The following is an 18,861-nucleotide window of genomic DNA, read 5'->3' on the forward strand; positions in this document are numbered from 1 at the left end:
GATGATCCCGTTGTCCTTCGCCCAGCGACGGCTGTGGTTCCTGCACCGTCTCGAAGGGCCGTCCGCGACGTACAACATCCCCTTCGTGCTGCGCCTTCAGGGGCCGCTGGACACCGAGGCCCTGGCCGCGGCGGTCACCGACGTCACCACCCGGCACGAGAGCCTGCGCACCCTGCTCGTCGAGAACGAGGACGGCACCCCCGAGCAGCGCATCCTGCCCCCCGAGCAGGCCGGCCACGCCTTCTCGGTGACCGACGTGAGCGCCGACCGGGTGGACGAGGCGATGCGCCGCTTCGTGGGCGAGGGCTTCGACCTCGCCGCGGACCTGCCGCTGCGCACCCGCGTGCTGCGCCTGTCCGCCCACGAGCACGTGCTGGTGTTCGTCTTCCACCACGTCGCCGCGGACGGCGCCTCGATGGCCCCGTTCCTGCGCGACCTGCTGGCCGCCTACGCCGCCCGCGGCCGCGGCCAGGCCCCCGACTGGCAGCCGCTGGCGGTGCAGTACAAGGACTACACCCTCTGGCAGCGGCGGATGCTCGGCGAGGAGGACGACCCCGACAGCGTCGCCTTCGAACAGCTCGAGTACTGGCGCGGGGAACTGGCCGGGGTGCCGCAGCCGGTGCAGCTCCCCCTGGACCGCCCGCGCCCGACGTCGGCCTCCCACCGCGGCGGCCACGTCGACCTCGAACTGGAACCCGAGGTGGTCGCCGGGATCGGCCGCCTGGCCGCCGAGCACGGCGCCACCGCGCCGATGGTCGCCCAGGCCGCACTCGCGGTACTGCTGCACCACCTCGGCGCCGGCAACGACCTGACCATCGGCAGCCCGATCGAGGGACGCCCCGACGAACAGCTCGAGGACCTGATCGGGTTCTTCGCCAACACCTGGGTGCTGCGCGTCGACCTGTCCGGCAACCCCTCCTTCGGCGAGCTGCTGGACCAGGTCCGCGAGCGGGCGCTCGGCGCCTACGACCACCAGGACGTCCCCTTCGAACACCTGGTGGAACTCCTCAACCCCGACCGCACCACCGCCTACCAGCCGCTGTTCCAGGTGATGCTGGCCTGGCAGTTCGCCTGGTCCCCCCTGGAGGTGCCCGGACTGAAGGTCACCCCCCTGCCGCTGGGCACCGACACCGCGAAGTTCGACCTGTTCTTCAACATCGTCCCCGACCCCTCCGGCCGCGCCTACGGACGCCTGGAGTACGCCACCGAACTGTTCGACCACGCCACCGCCCAGAGCCTCGTCGACCGCTACGTCCACGTGCTGCGCCGGCTCGTCACCGACCCCTCCACCCGGCTGGGCCGCGTGGAGGTCCTCACCGCCGCCGAAGGGGACCGGCTGGCCCGGCTCAACGACACCGCGGCCCCCGTCCCGGCCGCCACGGTGGCGGAACTGGTCACCGTGGCGGCCGCACGGACACCGCAGGCCACCGCGGTCGTCTGCGGACAGCACCGGCTGTCCTACCGCGAACTGGAGGAGCGCGCCGGACACCTGGCCGCGGTGCTGCGCACCCGCGGCGTCGGACCGGACGTCCTGGTCGCCGTGGCCCTGCCCCGCTCCGCGGACCTGGCCGTCGCCCTGCTGGCCGTCCTCAAGGCCGGCGGCGCCTACCTGCCCATCGACCCCGACTACCCCTCCGCACGCGTGGGCCTGCTGCTCGCCACCGCCGACCCGGCCCTGGTGGTCAGCGACCGCGCCACCGCGCCCGCCCTCGACACCGGCGCACGGCACGTCCTGCACCTCGACGACCTGACCCCGCAGGGTCCCGCCGCCGAGATCCCGGACCCGCGCGTGCGGCCGGACCACCTCGCCTACGTGATGTTCACCTCCGGGTCGACCGGCACCCCCAAGGGCGTGGGCGTCACCCACGCCGCCGTCGTCAACGGCGTACGGGACCTCGCCCGGCGCACCGGCGTCGAGGCCGGCTCCCTGATGCTGGCCGCGACCTCGGTGAACTTCGACGTCTCCGTCTTCGAGATCTTCACCGCGCTGACCGCCGGCGCGTGCGTCGAGATCGTCCGCGACGTCCTCGAACTCGCCGAGCGCGACACCTGGTCGGGCACCACGGTCAGCGCCGTGCCCACCGTGTTCGCCGCCCTCCTGGACCAGATCACCCCCGACGCCGCCACCGGCCCCCGCCTCGACATCGACACCGTGGTCCTCGCCGGCGAGGCCCTGCCCGCGGACCTGGTCGCCAAGGTGCGCCGGATCCTGCCCGGCACCCGCGTCGTCAACGCCTACGGCCAGACCGAGAGCTTCTACACCTCCACCTTCACCGTCCCCGACAACGGTGCCGAGGCGGGCGCGGTACCCATCGGCACCCCGCTGGCCAACATGCGCGCCCACGTCCTGGGACCCGGGCTGGCCCCCGTCCCGCCGGGCGTGACCGGCGAACTGTACGTGGCAGGACCGGTCGCCCGCGGCTACCACCGAAACGCCGCCGCCACCGCCGAACGCTTCGTCCCCGACCCCTGCGGCCCGCCCGGCTCGCGCATGTACCGCACCGGCGACCTGGCCCGGTGGGACGCCGACGGCCGGCTGCGCTACGCCGGACGCGCCGACAACCAGGTCAAGGTCAACGGCATCCGCATCGAGCCCACCGAGATCGAGACCGTCCTGGCCCAGCACCCCGCCGTCGCCCGGGCCGTCGTGACGGTGCGCGCGGACCACACCGGCACCCAGCGCCTGGTCGGCTACGTGGCCCAGGCCGCCACCGGTGCCGCCGGCGGCGAAACGGACATCAGCGCCGGCGTGTCGGTGGCCGACCTGCGCCGCTTCACGGCCAGGCGGCTGCCCGACTACATGGTGCCCGCCCAGCTCATGGTCCTGGACCGCCTCCCGCTGACCGCCAGCGGCAAACTCGACCGGGCCGCCCTGCCCGAGCCGCAGTTCACCGGCGCCGAGTACCGCGCGCCGCGCACCGAGACCGAACGGATCCTGGCCGAGGTGTACGCCGACGTGCTGGGCGCCGGACAGGTGGGCGTCGACGACGACTTCTTCACCGAAGGCGGCGACAGCATCCGCTCCATCCAGGTCGTGGCCCGCGCCAAGACACGCGGCGTCCAGGTCACCACCCGGGAGGTCTTCGAGCACCGCACGGTCGCCCGCCTCGCGGAACTGGTCGAGGACCGGGCCGGGGAAGAACGCGTGACCCTGGCCGAACTGCCCGGCGGCGGCGTGGGCTGGGCCCCGCTGCCGCCCACCGCCGCCCACGTCCTGGCCCTGGGCGGCCCCATCGGCCGGTTCTGCATGTCCGCGCTGCTGACCCTGCCCGCCGACACCGACCGCACCACGCTCGCCGCGACCCTGCAGGCCGTCCTGGACCGCCACGACGTCCTGCGCTCCCACCTGGACCGGGCCGAGAAGGGCCTGCGCATGCGGGAGGCGGGCAGCATCGACGCCGCCGCCCTGGTGCGCGAGACCCCCTACGACCCCCACCGGGTGCAGGCCGAGCTGGACGCGGCCGCGGACCGCCTGGACCCGGACGCCGGCGTGATGGCCCAGTTCGTGCACCTCACCTCCGCGACCGAGGCCGACCGGCTGCTGATCGTGCTGCACCACCTGGTCGTCGACGGGGTGTCCTGGCGGATCCTGCTGCCCGACCTGGCCGACGCCTGGCAGCGGGTCAAGACCGGCCTCGACCCCCGCCCGGCCCCCGCCGGCACCTCGCTGCGCCGCTGGACGCACGCACTGGCCGAACAGGCCACCAGCCCCGAACGCGTCGCCGAACTGCCGCTGTGGCAGGACGTCCTCGCCGGCGACGAACCGGTCCTGGGCGCCCGCCCGCTGGATCCCGCACGCGATGTCACCTCCACCGTGGACACCGTCCGTATCCAGCTGCCCGCCGACGTCACCGCCACCCTCCTGAACACCGTGCCCACCCTCTTCGGCGGCGGCGCCGACGACGGCCTGCTCGCCGCCCTCGCCCTGGCCCTGGCCCGCTGGCGCCGCACCCGGGGCATCCCCGCCACCTCCACGCTGGTCCGGCTCGAGGGCCACGGCCGCGAGGAGCACCTCGTGCCCGGCACCGACCTGTCCTCCACCGTCGGCTGGTTCACCGCCATGTACCCGGTCGGCCTCGACACCGCCGGCATCGACCTGGACGAGGCGTTCGCCGGCGGCCCCGCCGCGGGCCGCGCCGTCAAGGCCGTCAAGGAACAGCTGCGGGCCGTCCCCGACCACGGCATGGGCTACGGCCTGCTGCGCCACCTCAACGCGAGGACCGCGCCCGCGCTGGCCCGCCTGCGCCGCCCGCAGATCGGCTTCAACTACCTCGGCAAGGCCTCCGGCGCCGACCTGCCCGAGCACCTGCGGGGCCTTGGCTGGGCACCCGACACCACCCACCGCGACCTGATCGCCGCACCGGACGCGGACATGCCGGTCCTGTCCGCCCTGGAGATCAACGCGGTGGCCACCGACACCGGCGACGGCGACGAACTGAGCGCCTACCTCGGCTTCCCCACCGGCGTCCTGTCCCGCGAGGACGTCACCGAACTGGCCGACCTGTGGACGAAGGCCCTGACCGCGCTGGCCCGCCACGCCACCGGCCCCGAAGCCGGCGGCCTCACCCCCAGCGACGCACCCCTGGTCACCGTGGGCCAGGCGGAGATCGACGCCTGGGAGACCCGCTTCGGCAAACTCACCGCCCTGTGGCCCGCCACCCCCGCCCAGTCCGGCATCCTCTTCCAGGCCAGGCTGGCCGGCGCCTCCTTCGACCCGTACCACATCCAGCTGGTGTTCCACCTGTCCGGCAGGGTCGACCCCGAGCGGATGCACCGCGCCGGACAGGCCCTCCTGGACCGCCACCCCGTCCTGCGCGCCGCGTTCGCCGACCGCGCCGACGGCGACCTGATCCAGGTGATCCCGCACTCGGTGACCCTGCCCTGGCAGCACCTGGACCTGACCGCACTCGACGAGAGCGAACGCACCGCGAGGTTCGAGGAGTTCCTCACCGACGACCAGCGGGCCTACTTCGACGCCGACACCCCGCCGCTGCTGCGCCTGGCCCTGGCGGTCCTGGACCCCGAGCGGCCCGAACTCGTCCTGACCGCCCACCACGCCCTCTACGACGGCTGGTCCACCCCGCTGCTGATGCAGGACCTGCTGCTGCTGTACGCCTCCGACGGCGACGCCTCCGCGCTGCCCCCCGTCCGCGACTACGGCGACTTCCTGTCCTGGCTCACCCGCCAGGACCCCCAGGAGGCGGCACGGGCGTGGGCGGCCGAACTCGACGGCATCGACGAGCCGGCCCTGCTCGCCCCCGACTCCGCGGACACCGACGACGGTCTCCGCGACCAGGTCGAGGCCGCCCTGCCGGCCGAGGAGGCCCACGAACTCGTGCGCCGCGCCACGGCGATGGGCATCACCGTCAACACCCTGGTGCAGGGCGCCTGGGCACTGCTGCTGAGCCAGCTCACCGGCCGCCAGGACGTGGTGTTCGGCGCGACCGTCTCCGGGCGCCCGCCCGCCGTGACGGACGTGGAGTCGATGGTCGGCATGTTCATCAACACCCTCCCGGTACGCGTCACCCACGCGCCCGGCGACACCGTCGGCGAGGTCCTCAAGGCGCTGCAGCGCCGCCAGGCCGCCCTGGCCGAACACCACCACCACGGGCTCGCCGAGATCCAGCAGGCCGCCGGGGTGCGCTCCCTGTTCGACACCCTGGTCGTCTTCGAGTCCTACCCGGTCGACCGGGAGGGACTGGAGGACGCCAGCGACGCCGCCGACGGGATCACCTTCACCGGCCTGCGCCCCTTCGCCGGCAACCACTACGCGCTGTGCCTGACGGCGGCGGCCGACCCGCACCTGCAACTGGTCATCCAGTACGCGCCGGGCGTCTTCGACCGGGCCACCGTCCAGACGTACGCGGACCGCCTGGTGCGCCTCCTGCGGCAGCTGGCGGCCGACCCCCAACTGAAGGTCGCCCAGATCGACGCGCTGGGGGAGGGCGAACGCGAACGGATGCTGGCCCGCCTCGACCAGGACGCCGCCCGGGCCCGCCACCTCACGCTCACCGAACTGGTCCGGGCCCAGGTGGCCCGGACCCCCGACACCGTCGCCGTGGTCGCGGCCGGCCGGTCGCTGACGTACGCCGAACTGGACGCCCGCGCCGAGGCGCTCGCCGCCGAGCTGGCCCGCCACGGCGTGGGCCCGGAGACCGTGGTCGGCGTGGTCCTGCCGCGCACCGTGGACGTGGTCGTGGCCCTGCTGGCCGTGCTCAAGGCGGGCGGCGCCTACCTGCCCGTCGACCCCGCCTACGCCGCCGCCCGCCTGCCGCACGTGCTGCCCACCGCCCGGCCCCACCTGGTCCTGACCGACGCCGGCACCCGCCCCCTGATCCCCGCCACCGACATCCCCGTCCTGCTCCTCGACGACATCGACCTCCACAACCCGCCCGCCGCAGGGGCCGCGGCAGGGCCGCAGGCCGGCCCGGACAGCCTCGCCTACGTCATCTACACCTCCGGCTCCACCGGCGTGCCCAAGGGCGTGGGCGTCACCCACACCACCGTCGTCAACGCCGTGGACACCCTGGTCGCCCAGGCCGGTGCCGAGGACGGACGGCGCATCCTGGTCGCCGCCTCCTTCGGCTTCGACGTCGCCACCTTCGAGACGTTCGCCGCCCTCACCCGCGGCGGCACCGCCGAGATCGTCCGCGACGTGCTGGAACTGGCCGAACGCGACGCCTGGGACGTGGACGTCATCTGCTCGGTGCCCTCGGCCTTCGCCGAGCTCGTCGACCAGCTCGCCGACCGCATCGACCCCACGGCACTGAACATCTCCGGGGAGGTGCTGACCCCGCACCTGGCCGAACGGGTGCGCACCCGCTGGCCCAAGGCCCGCGTCATCAACAGCTACGGCCCCAGCGAGACGTTCTACGCCACCGGCTTCCTCCTCGACGCCGACGAGCCGTACCCCACGGGCGTGCCCATCGGCCGGCCCTTCCCCGGCGTGCGCGCCTACATCCTCGGCCCCGGCCTCGGCCTGCTGCCCGAGGGCACCCCGGGCGAGCTGTACCTGGCGGGCGCCGGCCGCGGCTACCACCGCCAGCCGGCCCTGACCGCCGACCGGTTCGTCCCCGACCCCTACGGACCCGCCGGCTCGCGCATGTACCGCACCGGCGACCTGGCCCGCTTCACCGCCGACGGACAGCTCCAGCACCTGGGCCGCATCGACACCCAGGTCAAGATCCGCGGCTACCGCGTGGAGCCCGCCGAGGTCGAGGCCGCGCTGACCACCCACCCGGGCATCGCCCAGGTCGCCGTCGTCACCCAGCAGCCCGGCGACACCACCCCCTACCTGGCCGCCTACCTCGTCCCCGCCGACGGCGCGAGCCTGCCGGAGCCGGCCGAGATCCAGGCCCACCTGGCCGACCGGCTGCCCGAGTACATGGTGCCCGCCGCCTACGTGCCGCTGGAGCGGCTGCCGCTGTCACCCAACGGCAAGCTCGACCTCAAGGCCCTGCCCGCACCCGACCTCACCTCCGCCACCCCCTTCCGGGCGCCCGCCACCGCCCGCGAGAAGGCACTGGCCCGGCTGTTCGCGGAGGTGCTCGGCCTGGAGAAGGTCGGGGCCGACGACGGCTTCTTCGAGCTCGGCGGGCACTCCCTGCTCGCCACCCGGCTGATCACCCGGGCCCGCGCCGAGATCGGGATGGAGATACCCATCCGCAAGATCTTCGACCTGCCGACGGTCGCGGCGCTCGCCGCCTGGTCGGAGGAATCGGCTGTCCCCCTTCGCCCCGCTCTCCGCAGGATGATCCCAGAGGAGCAGAACTCGTGATTCCGCTTTCGTTCGCGCAGCGCCGCATGTGGCTCACGCACCAGCTGGAGGGCGGGGCGGAGACCTACAACATCTCCCCGGCCTTCCGGCTGACGGGACCGCTGGACCAGGCCGCCCTCGTCGCCGCGATCGGCGACGTGGTCGCCCGCCACGAGACCCTGCGCACCACCTACGTGCTGGACGACAACGACGAACCCCACCAGAAGATCCTGCCCGCCGCGCAGGCCACCGTCCAGGTGCCGGTCGTCGAGGTGGCGGCCGGCGGCCTGGACGAGGCGGTCGACGCGTTCATCGCGCACCGCTTCGACCTGATGGCCGACATCCCCTTCAAGGTGCGCCTGTTCCGCTGCTCACCCCAGGAACACGTCCTGGTCCTGCTCATCCACCACATCGCCTCCGACGGCGTCTCCGGCGGCCCCCTGGCACGCGACCTGACCACCGCCTACACCGCACGCCTGGCCGGCCACGCCCCCGTCTACGAGCCGCTGGCCGTCACCTACAAGGACTACGCGCTGTGGCAGCGCGAACTCCTCGGCGACGTCACCGACCCCGGCTCGCTGGCCGCCGCCCAGGCCACCTACTGGCGCAAGGAACTGACCGGCGTCCCGCAGCCGCTCGGCCTGCCGCTGGACCGCCCCCGCCCCGCCGCCCGCGACTCCAAGGGCGACTCCCTGCCCCTGGTGGTGGACCGGAAGACGGCGGCCGCGCTGCAGCGCCTCGCCGACGAGCGCGGCATGACCATGTCGATGGTCGTGCAGGCCGCCCTCGGCGTCCTGCTCGGCAAGCTCAGCGGCGGCGAGGACGTCACCATCGGCAACCCGATCGCCGGACGCACCGACGAGGGCCTGGCCGACCTGGTCGGCCTGTTCGTCAACACCCAGGTCCTGCGCGTCGACCTCACCGGCAACCCCTCCTTCACCGACCTGCTCCCACAGGTCCGCGACAAGGCACTGGCCGCCTACGAGCACCAGGACGTGCCCTTCGAGACCCTGGTCGAACTGATCAACCCCGAACGCTCCACCGCCTACCAGCCCCTGTTCCAGGTCATGTTCGCCTGGCAGAGCTTCGAGAAGGCCGACTTCGAACTGCCCGGACTCAAGGTCGAGTTCGAGCAGTACCTCACCAACACCTCCCTGGCCGACCTGTTCTTCAGCCTGGCCTACGACACCACCGGCGCCCTGCGCGGCGACCTCATGTACGCCACCCAGCTCTTCGACCGCGACACCGCCGAAGCCCTCGCCGCCCGGTTCGTGCGGGTGCTTGAGCAGGTCGCCGCCTCGCCCCGGGCCCCGCTCAGTGCGATCGACGTGCTGGGCGAGGAGGAGCGTGAGCGTCTGGTGCGGCAGGTCAACGACACCGCCCGCCCGGTCGCCGACACCACCCTGCCCGACGCCTTCGAGGCGCAGGTGGCCCGTACCCCGGACCGCATCGCGGTGATCGGCGAGCACGAGCGGCTGAGCTACGCCGAGTTCAACGCCCGCGCCAACCGACTGGCGCACTGGCTGATCGAGCAGGGCGCGGGTCCCGAGCAGCTGGTCGCGGTGAAGATCCCCCGCTCGGTGGACCTGCTGGTCGCGGTCTACGGCGTGGTCAAGGCCGGTGCCGCGTATGTGCCGCTGGACACCGAACTGCCCGAGGACCGGGTACGGCACGTCCTGGCGAGCGCGAAGCCGCTGCTGCTCCTGGACGGGACCCTGCCCGACGTGTCCGGCTACCCGGACACGAACCCGCAGCGCGACCTGTCGCCGGACAACGCCGCCTACGTCATCTTCACCTCCGGCTCCACCGGCGGCCCCAAGGGCGTCCCGGTGGCCCACCGCTCGATCACCAACCGGATCGCATGGGGCCTGGAACACTTCGCCGTCACGGCCGAGGACCGGATGCTGATGAGCACCTCGGCCAGCTTCGACGCCTCGGTGCCGGAGATGTTCTCCAACCTGCAGATGGGCGCCTCCGTCGTGGTGGCCAGCGCCGAGGGCCGCCGCGACCCCGCCTACCTCGCCGACCTGATCCAGCGCGAACACGTCACCGCCGCGTTCTTCGTGCCCTCGCTGCTCTCCGCGTTCGTCACCGAGCCCGCCGCCGCCACCTGCACCAGCCTGCGCTGGATCGAGGTCGCCGCCGAAGCCTTCCCCGCCGCCCTCGCCAACCGCTTCACCGACCTGCTGCCCGGCTGCGCCGCCCACAACCTCTACGGACCCACCGAGGCCACCGTCGAGGTCACCGGCTGGCAGCACGTCCCCGGCGCCGACCGCGTCCCCATCGGCACCCCCATCTGGAACAACCAGGTCTACATCCTCGACGCCGCGCTGCGCCCCGTCGCCCCGGGCGTGGCCGGCGAGCTCTACCTGGCCGGCACCTGCCTGGCCCGCGGCTACCTGGGCCAGAGCGGGCTGACCTCCGAGCGGTTCGTGGCCTGCCCCTTCGGCCCGGCCGGCGCCCGCATGTACCGCACCGGCGACCTGGTGAAGTGGAACAGGGACGGCCAGGTCGAATACCTCGGCCGCACCGACTCCCAGGTCAAGGTCCGCGGCTTTCGCATCGAACTCGGCGAGATCGACCACGTCCTGTCCGGCCACCCCTTCGTCGCGCAGGCCGCCGTCGTGGTCCGCGAGGACCAGAAGGGCGACCAGCGCCTGGTCGCCTACATCGAACCCGACCCCGACGCCGCCGTCCCCGACACCGCAGCCCAGGTCGAGGAATGGCGCCAACTCCACGAGGACGCCCACGCGGACACCGCCGACGAGGCCTTCGGCGAGGACTTCCAGCCCTGGAAGAGCCTCCACCCGGGCGAACCCGTCGGGCACGAGCAGCTGCGCCAGTGGCAGGACGCGGCCGTCGCCCAGGTGCTGCGGCACGCACCGCGCAAGATCCTGGAGATCGGCGCCGGCTCCGGCCTGCTGCTGGCGCAGATCGCCGGCCAGGTCGAGGAGTACTGGGGCACCGACGTGGCCGCCGCCGCGATCGACCGGCTGCGCACCCAGGCGGAGGCGGCCGGCCACGGCGACCGGGTCCACCTCGCCGTCCAGCCCGCCGACGACCTCACCGGCCTGCCCCGGGACCACTTCGACACCGTCGTCCTGGACTCCGTCGTCCAGTACTTCCCCGGCGCCGCCTACCTCGACCAGGTCCTCACCGGCCTGCTCGGCCTGCTCGCACCCGGCGGCCGGATCATCGTCGGCGACGTCCGCAACGCCGCCACCCAGCGCATCCTGGCCACCGCCGAACAGCGCGCCCAGCAGCCCTACGCCTCCCACGAGGAGATCCGCGCCGCGGTGGAACAGGCACTGCTCGCCGAGCGCGAACTGCTCATCGCCCCCGACTGGTTCGCCGAATGGGCGGAGCGCAACGGCGCCGGCGCCGACATCCGGCTCAAGACCGGAGCGGCGCACAACGCGCTCACCCGCCACCGCTACGAGGCCGTCCTGCACACCGAGCCGGCCGACGCCCTCGACCTGAGCGCCGTGCCCGCGACCGCCTGGGGCGGCGAGATCTCCGACCTCGCCCACCTGGCCGAAGCGGCACAGCGGGCGGGCGGCCCGCTGCGGGTGACCGGCATCCCCAACGCGCGCCTGGCCGAGGAGGCCGCCGCGGCCGCCTTCGCCGGAGTCGTCGACCAGGACGCCCCCACCGGCAGGCCGCTGGACCCCGAGGACGTCGCGGCCCTCGCCCGCCGCAAGGGCCTGGAGGCCGTCCTGACCTGGTCGGGCGAGAACCCCTGCGGCTTCGACGCGGTGCTGCTGCCCGGGCAGCGGACCGTCACCGGCACCTTCGTGCCCAGCACGGTGGCCGGAGGCGTCCGCGCCAACACACCCGCACTCGCCAAGGCCATCGGCCCGCTGCTGGAAGAACTGCCCGCCTACCTGGGCGCACGGCTGCCGGACTACATGGTCCCGGCCGCCATGGTGCCGCTGTCACGGCTCCCGCTCAACCCGGCCGGCAAGATCGACCGTGGGGCGCTGCCCGCCGAGCACACCACCACCGTCAGCAAGGGCGAGCCGCGCAACTCCCACGAGCAGGAGCTGTGCTCCTTCTTCGGCGAACTGCTCAAACTGGAGCGCGTCGGCATCGACGACGACTTCTTCGCCCTGGGCGGGCACTCCCTGCTCGCCACCCGGCTCAGCGCCCGCATCCGCAAGCGGTTCGGCGTCGACATGCCGCTGCGCACGATCATCCAGTACCCCACGGTCGCCGAACTCGCGGCGCTGCTGCTCATCGGCGGCATCCCCGGCGACCACGACGACTCCTTCAACGTCGTGCTGCCGCTGAACCGGGACCCCGGCACCGGCAAGGAGCCGGTGTGGTTCTTCCACGGCGGCGGCGGCCTGGGCTGGGCGTTCTTCACCTTCGCGCCCCACGTGCCCGACCGGCCGTCCTACTCCCTGCAGTCCCGCGGCTCCAACGGCAAGGAGGCGATGGCCGGTTCGGTGGAGGAGATGGTCGCCGACTACCTGGAGCAGATCCTCGCCATCCAGCCGGAGGGCCCGTACTACCTGATCGGCTGGTCCTTCGGCGGCCCCATCGCGCACGCCGTCGCCGAGGCGATGGACCGCCGCGGACTGGAGGTCGGCCTCATCGCCGTCCTGGACTCCCAGCCCGCCAACTCCGCCACCAACAACGGCTTCCGCGAGGTCGCCGGCCGGACCAAGGAGCTCTACCGGGCCGATGTCGAGGAAGTCTTCGGCAAGTTCATGAACACCACCAACATGGACGCCTTCCTCGACACCATGTCCCAGGTCGGCGCCAACAACCTGCAGAAGATGGGCGTCTTCGAGTCGCCGGTCTACCGCGGCGACGTCCTGTACTTCAACGCCCGGCTGGACAAGGTCGACGGAGTCACCTCCTACGGACCCGACTGGCGCCCGCACGTCCTCGGCACCATCGAGGAGTACGACGTGGACGCCACCCACCACGACCTGCACATGCCCAAGCCCGCCGGCCAGATCATGCGGGTCGTCGCCCGCAAGCTGGCCGAGCGGTGACCCCACGAGCGAACCGAGACACGAACGAGAGGAGCTGGTCGTGGTGACCGGAGCCGGCACGTCGGCGAAAGCGGGGGAGCGGACCACACTGCTGTGCGTACCGTTCGCCGGAGCAGGCCCCTCCTTCTTCCACCCCTGGCAGGACCTGGCCGCCGGCCGCTGGCGGGTGACCTCGGTCGAACTGCCCGGCAGGGAGAGGCGCATCCTGGACGAGCCGTACCGCAACGTCGTCGAGGCGGCCAAGACCGAGATCGACAGCGTCGCCGCCGACCTCGGCGAGGGCGGCCGGGCCGTGCTGTTCGGGCACAGCCTGGGCGCCGTCCTCGCCTACGAACTGGTGCACCTGCTCACAGCCCGGGGCATCCACGTCGAACGGCTGGTCGTCAGCGGCTCACCGGGACCCTGGACCCAGCGCGAACGCCGCGCCGCGGGCCTTGAGGGCGACGAATTCCTCGCCCGGGTCGAGGAGTTCGCCGGGTTTAGGCACGAGGCCCTGGACCACCCGGAGATGCGGGAGCTGATCCTGCCCACCCTGCAGGCCGACTGCGAGATGCACGAGGCCTACGTCCCCAGCACCGACGACCCGGTCACGGTGCCGATCACCTCGCTGCGCGGCGAGGCCGACGGCCTGGTCACCGCCGAGGAGGGCCGCCAGTGGCGCGACGCCACCACGGCCGCGTTCCGCTACACCGAATTCCCCGGCGACCACATGTACCTGGTCGACCACGGCCGGGAGATCCTGGACGTGATCGAGGCGGAGTGCGCCCGGGGCCGCTGACACGGTGACCGCGCCGCGCGGCACGGCCCGCCGGCCCCGCGCGCCGCGGTGAACGAGGGGAGGGCGCCCGCTCAGGCGGACGCCCTCCCCTCCCGCGCTCGGGCCCGCACCCCCTTTCCGCCCCGGATTCCGCTTCCCGGCGCGGGCGCCCGCCACCTCCAGCCGGGCTCGAGAGCGGTGTCAGGGGTGTGACAGGGCGATGCCGGTGCCCGCCCCGACAGTGGGGACATGAAGAGTTCCGCTATCGCAGTGACAGGGCTGCGCAAGGCATATGGCGACAAGGCCGTGCTCGACGGCATCGACTTCGAAGTCGCCGCGGGATCGGTCTTCTCCCTGCTCGGTCCGAACGGAGCGGGCAAGACGACCACGGTGAACATCCTCACCACGCTGCTCACCGCCGACGCCGGCACGGCCCACGTCGCCGGCCACGACGTGGCGAGCGCGACCCGGCAGGTACGCGCCGCCATCGGCGTGACCGGCCAGTTCGCCGCGGTGGACGACCTGCTGACGGGCCGCGAGAACCTGCAGCTGATGGCGGACCTCAAGCGCGTGCGCTCCGGCGACCAGCTCGTCGCGCGGCTGCTGGACCGCTTCGACCTGGGGGAGTCGGCGGACAAGTACGCGGCCTCCTACTCCGGCGGCATGCGCCGCAAGCTGGACCTGGCGATGACCCTCGTCGGCAGCCCGCAGATCATCTTCCTCGACGAGCCGACCACGGGTCTCGACCCGCGCAGCCGGCGCACGCTGTGGGGGATCGTCCGCGAGCTGGTGGCCGAGGGCACCACCATCTTCCTCACCACCCAGTACCTCGAGGAGGCCGACCAGCTCGCCGACCGCATCGCCGTCCTCAACCAGGGACGCCTGGTCGCCCAGGGCACCGCCGAGGAGCTCAAGCGCCAGATCCCCGGCACCCACGTACGGCTCAGGTTCGCCGACGCCTTCCAGCTCGACGCCGCCGCACGGGTCTTCGCCGACTCCACGCGCGACGAGGAGGAACTGATCCTGCGGGTGCCCAGCGACGGCCGGTCGAGGTCGCTGCGGGCCCTGCTGGACCGCCTCGACGAGCACACCCTGGACGCACAGGAGTTCTCCGTGCACACCCCGGACCTCGACGACGTCTTCCTCGCCCTGACCGAGCACACCACCCAGGACACCCAGGACACCCAGGGCGCCCAGGACACGAGCAAGAAGGAGGCGATCGCGCGATGAGCACGGTCGCGACGGCGTTCGCCGACTCGGGCATCATGTTGCGCCGCAACGTGAAGCACACCCTGCGCAACCCCACCACGGTGTTCAACGCCGTCCTGTTCCCGATCGTCATCATGCTGATGTTCGTCAAGGTGTTCGGCGGCGCCTTCAGCGTCGGCGAGCACTACATCGACTACGCGACGCCGGGCCTGCTCGTGATGGCCGTCAGCTACGGCCTGGGGGCCACCGCCACGGCCGTCAACGACGACATGACCAAGGGCATCATCAACCGGTTCAAGACCATGGACGTCTCCCGCGGCGCCATGCTCACCGGACACGTCGTCGTCACCACCGTGCGCTGCCTGGTCGCCTGCGCCGCCATCGTCGGCGTGGCCTTCGCGATGGGCTTCGACCCCGAGGCGAGCGCCCTGGACTGGCTCGGCGTGCTCGGCCTGTTCGTCCTGCTCGCCGTCGGCGCCAGCTGGCTCACCGTCGCCATGGGCCTGGCCGCCAAGACCACCGAGTCGGCCGGCCTGGCCACCGTGCCGCTGATCATGCTGCCGTTCCTCAGCAGCGCGTTCGTGCCCGCGGACACCATGGGCGCCGGCGTGCGGCAGTTCGCCGAGTACCAGCCCTTCACCCCGATCATCGAGACACTGCGCGGACTGCTGGCCGGCCACGTCGCAAGCGGCGACGCGATCGCCGCCGTCGCCTGGTGCCTCGGCTTCGCCGTCCTCGGCTACGTGTGGGCCCTGTCCACCTTCAAGAAGCGCGCCTGACCCCCACCGGCCGGCACCCACCGGCCGACCCCCACCCCGAGCCGCCCCGGCGAACCACGCTTCGCGGGGGCGGCGCCGTGCTTGCGCACACCCCCCGCCCCCCCCGCCGGGCTCGCCACCCGTTCGACGGCATCCCCGACGCGTCCGTCCCCCCGCGCCGCCGCCGGCATGATGCTCAGGGACGGCGAGGACCACGCCCTCCGGCGCCGCCTGGTGACACCCGCCCTCACCGCCCGGCTGCCGAACACCCTCCCGGTGCGGCCGCGACCGCCCGACCTGCGCCCGGCACGACGAAAAAAAGGGGGCGGCCCCCGGACGCGGTGCGCTCCGGGGGCCGCCCTCTGGTCCGGCGCTCACACGGTCTGCGGCTCCAGCAGCCGGCCGCGGCCCCCGCGCGTGCGGGCGGCGCCGGCGAGCTGCCCCGCGCGCTGGTCCTGGACGAGTCTGCCCAGCCGCTCCACGCCCAGGGCGATCTGCTCGGGGGTGAGCACGCTGAAGGAGAGCCGGGCCTGGTGGAACCCGGACGTGCCGCCGTAGAAGTGCTCCATGGGGGTCCACAGGACCCCGAACCGGGAGGCCGAGTACTCGAGCATGGCGTCGTCCGCCCGGAACGGCAGCGTCAGGACGACGAACATGCCGCCCTCGGGCGTGTTCCAGGTGACGTCCTGCCCGGTGCCCGGCGAGGGGGCGAAGACGCGGCGCAGGCTTTCCAGCATGGTCGCCAGGTTGCGGCGGTAGACCCCGGCCTCGCGGGCGGTGGCACGCTTGAGGCTGCAGCCGTTCTCCAGCAGGTACCCGCCGATCACCGCCTGCGCCACGGTCGAGGTGTTGAGGGTGACCATGCTCTTGAGCCTGGCGAGATGGTCGGCCAGCAGCACCGGCTCCTCCCGCGAGGCGGCGGCCGTCACGGGCTGGTCGGCGATGACGTAGCCCACGCGGGCGCCGGCGAACGCGGACTTCGCGAACGACCCGAGGTGGATCACCTGACGCCGCTCGTCCAGGGCCTTGAGCGTGGGCAGCGGGGAGCCGCCGGCACGGAAGAGGGAGTAGGGGTTGTCCTCGATGACGAGGATCTCCTCGCGCCGCGCCAGCTCCAGCAGCGCGATCCGGTCCGCCAGGGACATGCTCGCGCCGCTGGGGTTGGCGAAGTCGGGGACGACGTAACAGGCCCGCGGCCGCAGGCCCTCGCGGCGCGCCGCGCGTATCTGCCGCTCCAGGTCCTCCAGGTCGATGCCCCCGTCGTGTTCGCGCACGTCACGCAGGGGGGCGCCGGCCACCCGGGCCGCCCCGATGAACCCGACGTAGTTGGGGGTGGCCGCCAGCACGACGTCGCGGCCGTCGCGCACGAGCGTGCGCAGCAGCAGCACCATCGCCTCCTGGCAGCCGGTGGTCACCACGATGCTCTCCGGGTCGACCCGCACGCCCTCGTCGATCTCCAGCTGGCGCGCGATGAGTTCGTGGATGAACCCCTTGGTGCGCCCGTACTGGAAGAACGTGCGCCGCACCTGCTCCGCGGCCAGGCCCTTCTCGTCCTGCAGATAGGACCGGAACGTCCCCAGGTGACGTGAGAGGTCGTCCACGTCGTAGAACCCCTCGAACGGGCGGCCCGCGGAGAACGACACGGCGTCCGGATACCGTCCGGCGAGTTCGTTGAGCAGCGTCATGGAAGTGAGCGCGGGATCCTCGACCGACGCGTGCAGATCGGTGACACTCAGCCGGATCGGCCCTGGTTGTTCGGTCATCATCACGTCATCCTCATCCGCGGACAGCTCAGCCTCGGCTGGTGTCGGTTGAATGCCGCCCCGTCGGGGTGCTCAAGAACATATGTGGCTGTCCTCGAACGCTGAAGGAACATGACTGGAGGAAGGGTCGATTCCCGCTGCCGGGCACTTTCGGACCGGCGGTTTTCGTGCATCCCGTCCCGTCAGCGGGACGGAGCGGATCGACATCCGGACCGGCGGGGCGCGCAATACCGGAAACGCGGGCGCGCTATAGGGAAAGCCTTGGTTTCCTCAAGACGTTGACACCCCCTTGGGCGGCCGAGAGAGTAGGGAACTGCCGGGCGAGCCGCGAAAAGGCACGGGTAATTGCCGCCGCGACCGGCCGGCCCCCCGGTGAACGGCCGGACCGCGGACCGGACCGCCGGCCTTTTGGCCCGTGAGCGGCCGCATATCGGCGATGCCGCGCCGGCCCTCCCGTCCGACCACCCGCACACGGCCCGCGCCGCATTCACGGAGCCGGTGAACGCCACGCCGGGACGGCTTCCCGTACCCCTTTCGCGCGGCAAGCGGTACCCGACACCCGAGAAGGAGTTGACGCATGACCACACTCGACGAAGGCGTGCTGGAGAAGGCGGCGAAGGAATACGCCGAGCAGGGATTCTCCATCATCCGCAACGTCATTCCCCAGGAACTCCTGGAGGAGGCGGCCGCGCACGTCGACTGGCTCACCCAGAAGTACCCGGACCTGCGTCCCGAGCACTTCCACCACCCGCTGATCCGCAACGACGCCTTCTGGGCCCGCATGGTCTCCGACCCCCGCCTGGTGGACATCGCCGAGTTCTTCCTCGGCCCCGACCTGGCGTGCTTCACCGCCCACTACATCTGCAAGCCCCCCTACAACGGGCAGCCCGTGCTGTGGCACCAGGACGGCGCGTACTGGACGCTGAGCCCGATGGAGGCGCTGACGGTGTGGCTGGCCGTCGACCGGAGCAGCACCGAGAACGGCTGCCTGCGCATGATCCCCGGCAGCCACATACTGCCGCTGCACAAGCCGTCGCGGCGCACGGACACCGACAACATGCTCTTCTCCGCCGCCGACGAGAAGATCGTGCAGGAGTGGATCGACAAGCGAGGTGTCGTCGACATCGAGCTCCAGCCCGGCGACGTCTCCATCCACCACCCCCACCTGCTGCACTACTCGGAGGCCAACACCTCCGCCAGGCGCCGCTGCGGCCTGGACATCGGCTACATCGCCACGACCACCCGCATCCACAGCGAGGGGATCTACCTCGACCCGCTGCTGGTACGCGGCACCGACGCGGCCGGCCTGAACAACTACCGTCCCTTCCCCGCCTACCAGGAGGGCGAGACGATCCCCTTCACCGGCCAGGAGGACTGGAACGACACGGTGGCCAAGCTCAACGCGGCACTGCCGGCCCGTACCCGGGACCTGCCGGAGGAGAGCCCCATCGAGACGACCCGGCACATGATCGAGCGGCTGCGCGCGGGCACCGCCAAGGCGTGACCGGCCCGCACCGGCCGGTGGTGCGCCGCCCCGCGTGGCGGGCCGCCGGCCGGTGCGGACACCGTGCGGGGGCATGGGGGTGTGCCGTCCCTTCCGAAGGGACGGCACACC

General features: G+C 72.6%; 7 protein-coding genes. 6 read left to right on the forward strand and 1 reads right to left on the reverse strand.

The window, feature by feature from the left end:
- The first annotated feature begins 1 nt into the window (after position 1).
- The 5 genes from ACFW6B_RS15970 to ACFW6B_RS15990 all read left to right on the forward strand — a co-directional run bounded on the left by ACFW6B_RS15970 (position 2) and on the right by ACFW6B_RS15990 (position 15,504).
- A complete protein-coding gene (locus tag ACFW6B_RS15970) occupies positions 2-7,777 on the forward strand; it encodes an amino acid adenylation domain-containing protein (protein ID WP_386596232.1) in 7,776 nt (2,591 codons plus the stop codon).
- Positions 7,774-12,759, forward strand: coding sequence for an amino acid adenylation domain-containing protein (locus ACFW6B_RS15975; protein WP_386596234.1), 4,986 nt, complete (start codon positions 7,774-7,776; stop codon positions 12,757-12,759). Before ACFW6B_RS15970 ends, ACFW6B_RS15975 begins: the two co-directional genes overlap by 4 nt.
- A 40-nt stretch (positions 12,760-12,799) precedes the next feature.
- Positions 12,800-13,537 carry a thioesterase II family protein gene (locus tag ACFW6B_RS15980; protein ID WP_386596236.1) on the forward strand — a complete coding sequence of 246 codons (738 nt, stop codon included), beginning with the start codon at positions 12,800-12,802 and terminating at the stop codon, positions 13,535-13,537.
- Positions 13,538-13,765: 228 nt separating this feature from the next.
- Positions 13,766-14,746 (forward strand): ATP-binding cassette domain-containing protein, encoded by a 981-nt coding sequence (locus tag ACFW6B_RS15985; RefSeq protein ID WP_386596239.1) that lies wholly within the window; start codon positions 13,766-13,768, stop codon positions 14,744-14,746.
- A complete protein-coding gene (locus ACFW6B_RS15990) occupies positions 14,743-15,504 on the forward strand; it encodes an ABC transporter permease (RefSeq protein ID WP_386596241.1) in 762 nt (253 codons plus the stop codon). The genes ACFW6B_RS15985 and ACFW6B_RS15990 overlap by 4 nt, the downstream gene beginning before the upstream one ends.
- A 353-nt stretch (positions 15,505-15,857) precedes the next feature.
- Here the strand turns inward: ACFW6B_RS15990 and ACFW6B_RS15995 are convergent, their stop codons facing one another.
- Positions 15,858-17,249, reverse strand: coding sequence for a PLP-dependent aminotransferase family protein (locus ACFW6B_RS15995; protein WP_386596244.1), 1,392 nt, complete (start codon positions 17,247-17,249; stop codon positions 15,858-15,860).
- A 574-nt stretch (positions 17,250-17,823) separates the two neighbouring features.
- Here ACFW6B_RS15995 and ACFW6B_RS16000 point away from each other — a divergent pair.
- On the forward strand, positions 17,824-18,750 hold the full coding sequence (locus ACFW6B_RS16000) for a phytanoyl-CoA dioxygenase family protein (RefSeq protein ID WP_386596247.1): 927 nt from the start codon (positions 17,824-17,826) through the stop codon (positions 18,748-18,750).
- The last annotated feature ends 111 nt before the right edge of the window (positions 18,751-18,861 follow it).

Origin of the sequence: Streptomyces sp. NPDC058751 (assembly GCF_042746485.1) — a bacterium.
Lineage (GTDB): Bacteria > Actinomycetota > Actinomycetes > Streptomycetales > Streptomycetaceae > Streptomyces.

What these genes read in the sequence shown, in the direction of transcription:
- ACFW6B_RS15970 (WP_386596232.1), top strand. Translation starts at nt 2, where the DNA reads ATGATCCCGTTGTCCTTCGCCCAGCGACGGCTGTGGTTCCTGCACCGT.
- ACFW6B_RS15985 (WP_386596239.1), top strand. Translation starts at nt 13,766, where the DNA reads ATGAAGAGTTCCGCTATCGCAGTGACAGGGCTGCGCAAGGCATATGGC.
- ACFW6B_RS15990 (WP_386596241.1), top strand. Translation starts at nt 14,743, where the DNA reads ATGAGCACGGTCGCGACGGCGTTCGCCGACTCGGGCATCATGTTGCGC.
- ACFW6B_RS16000 (WP_386596247.1), top strand. Translation starts at nt 17,824, where the DNA reads ATGACCACACTCGACGAAGGCGTGCTGGAGAAGGCGGCGAAGGAATAC.
- ACFW6B_RS15995 (WP_386596244.1), bottom strand. Translation starts at nt 17,249, where the DNA reads ATGATGACCGAACAACCAGGGCCGATCCGGCTGAGTGTCACCGATCTG.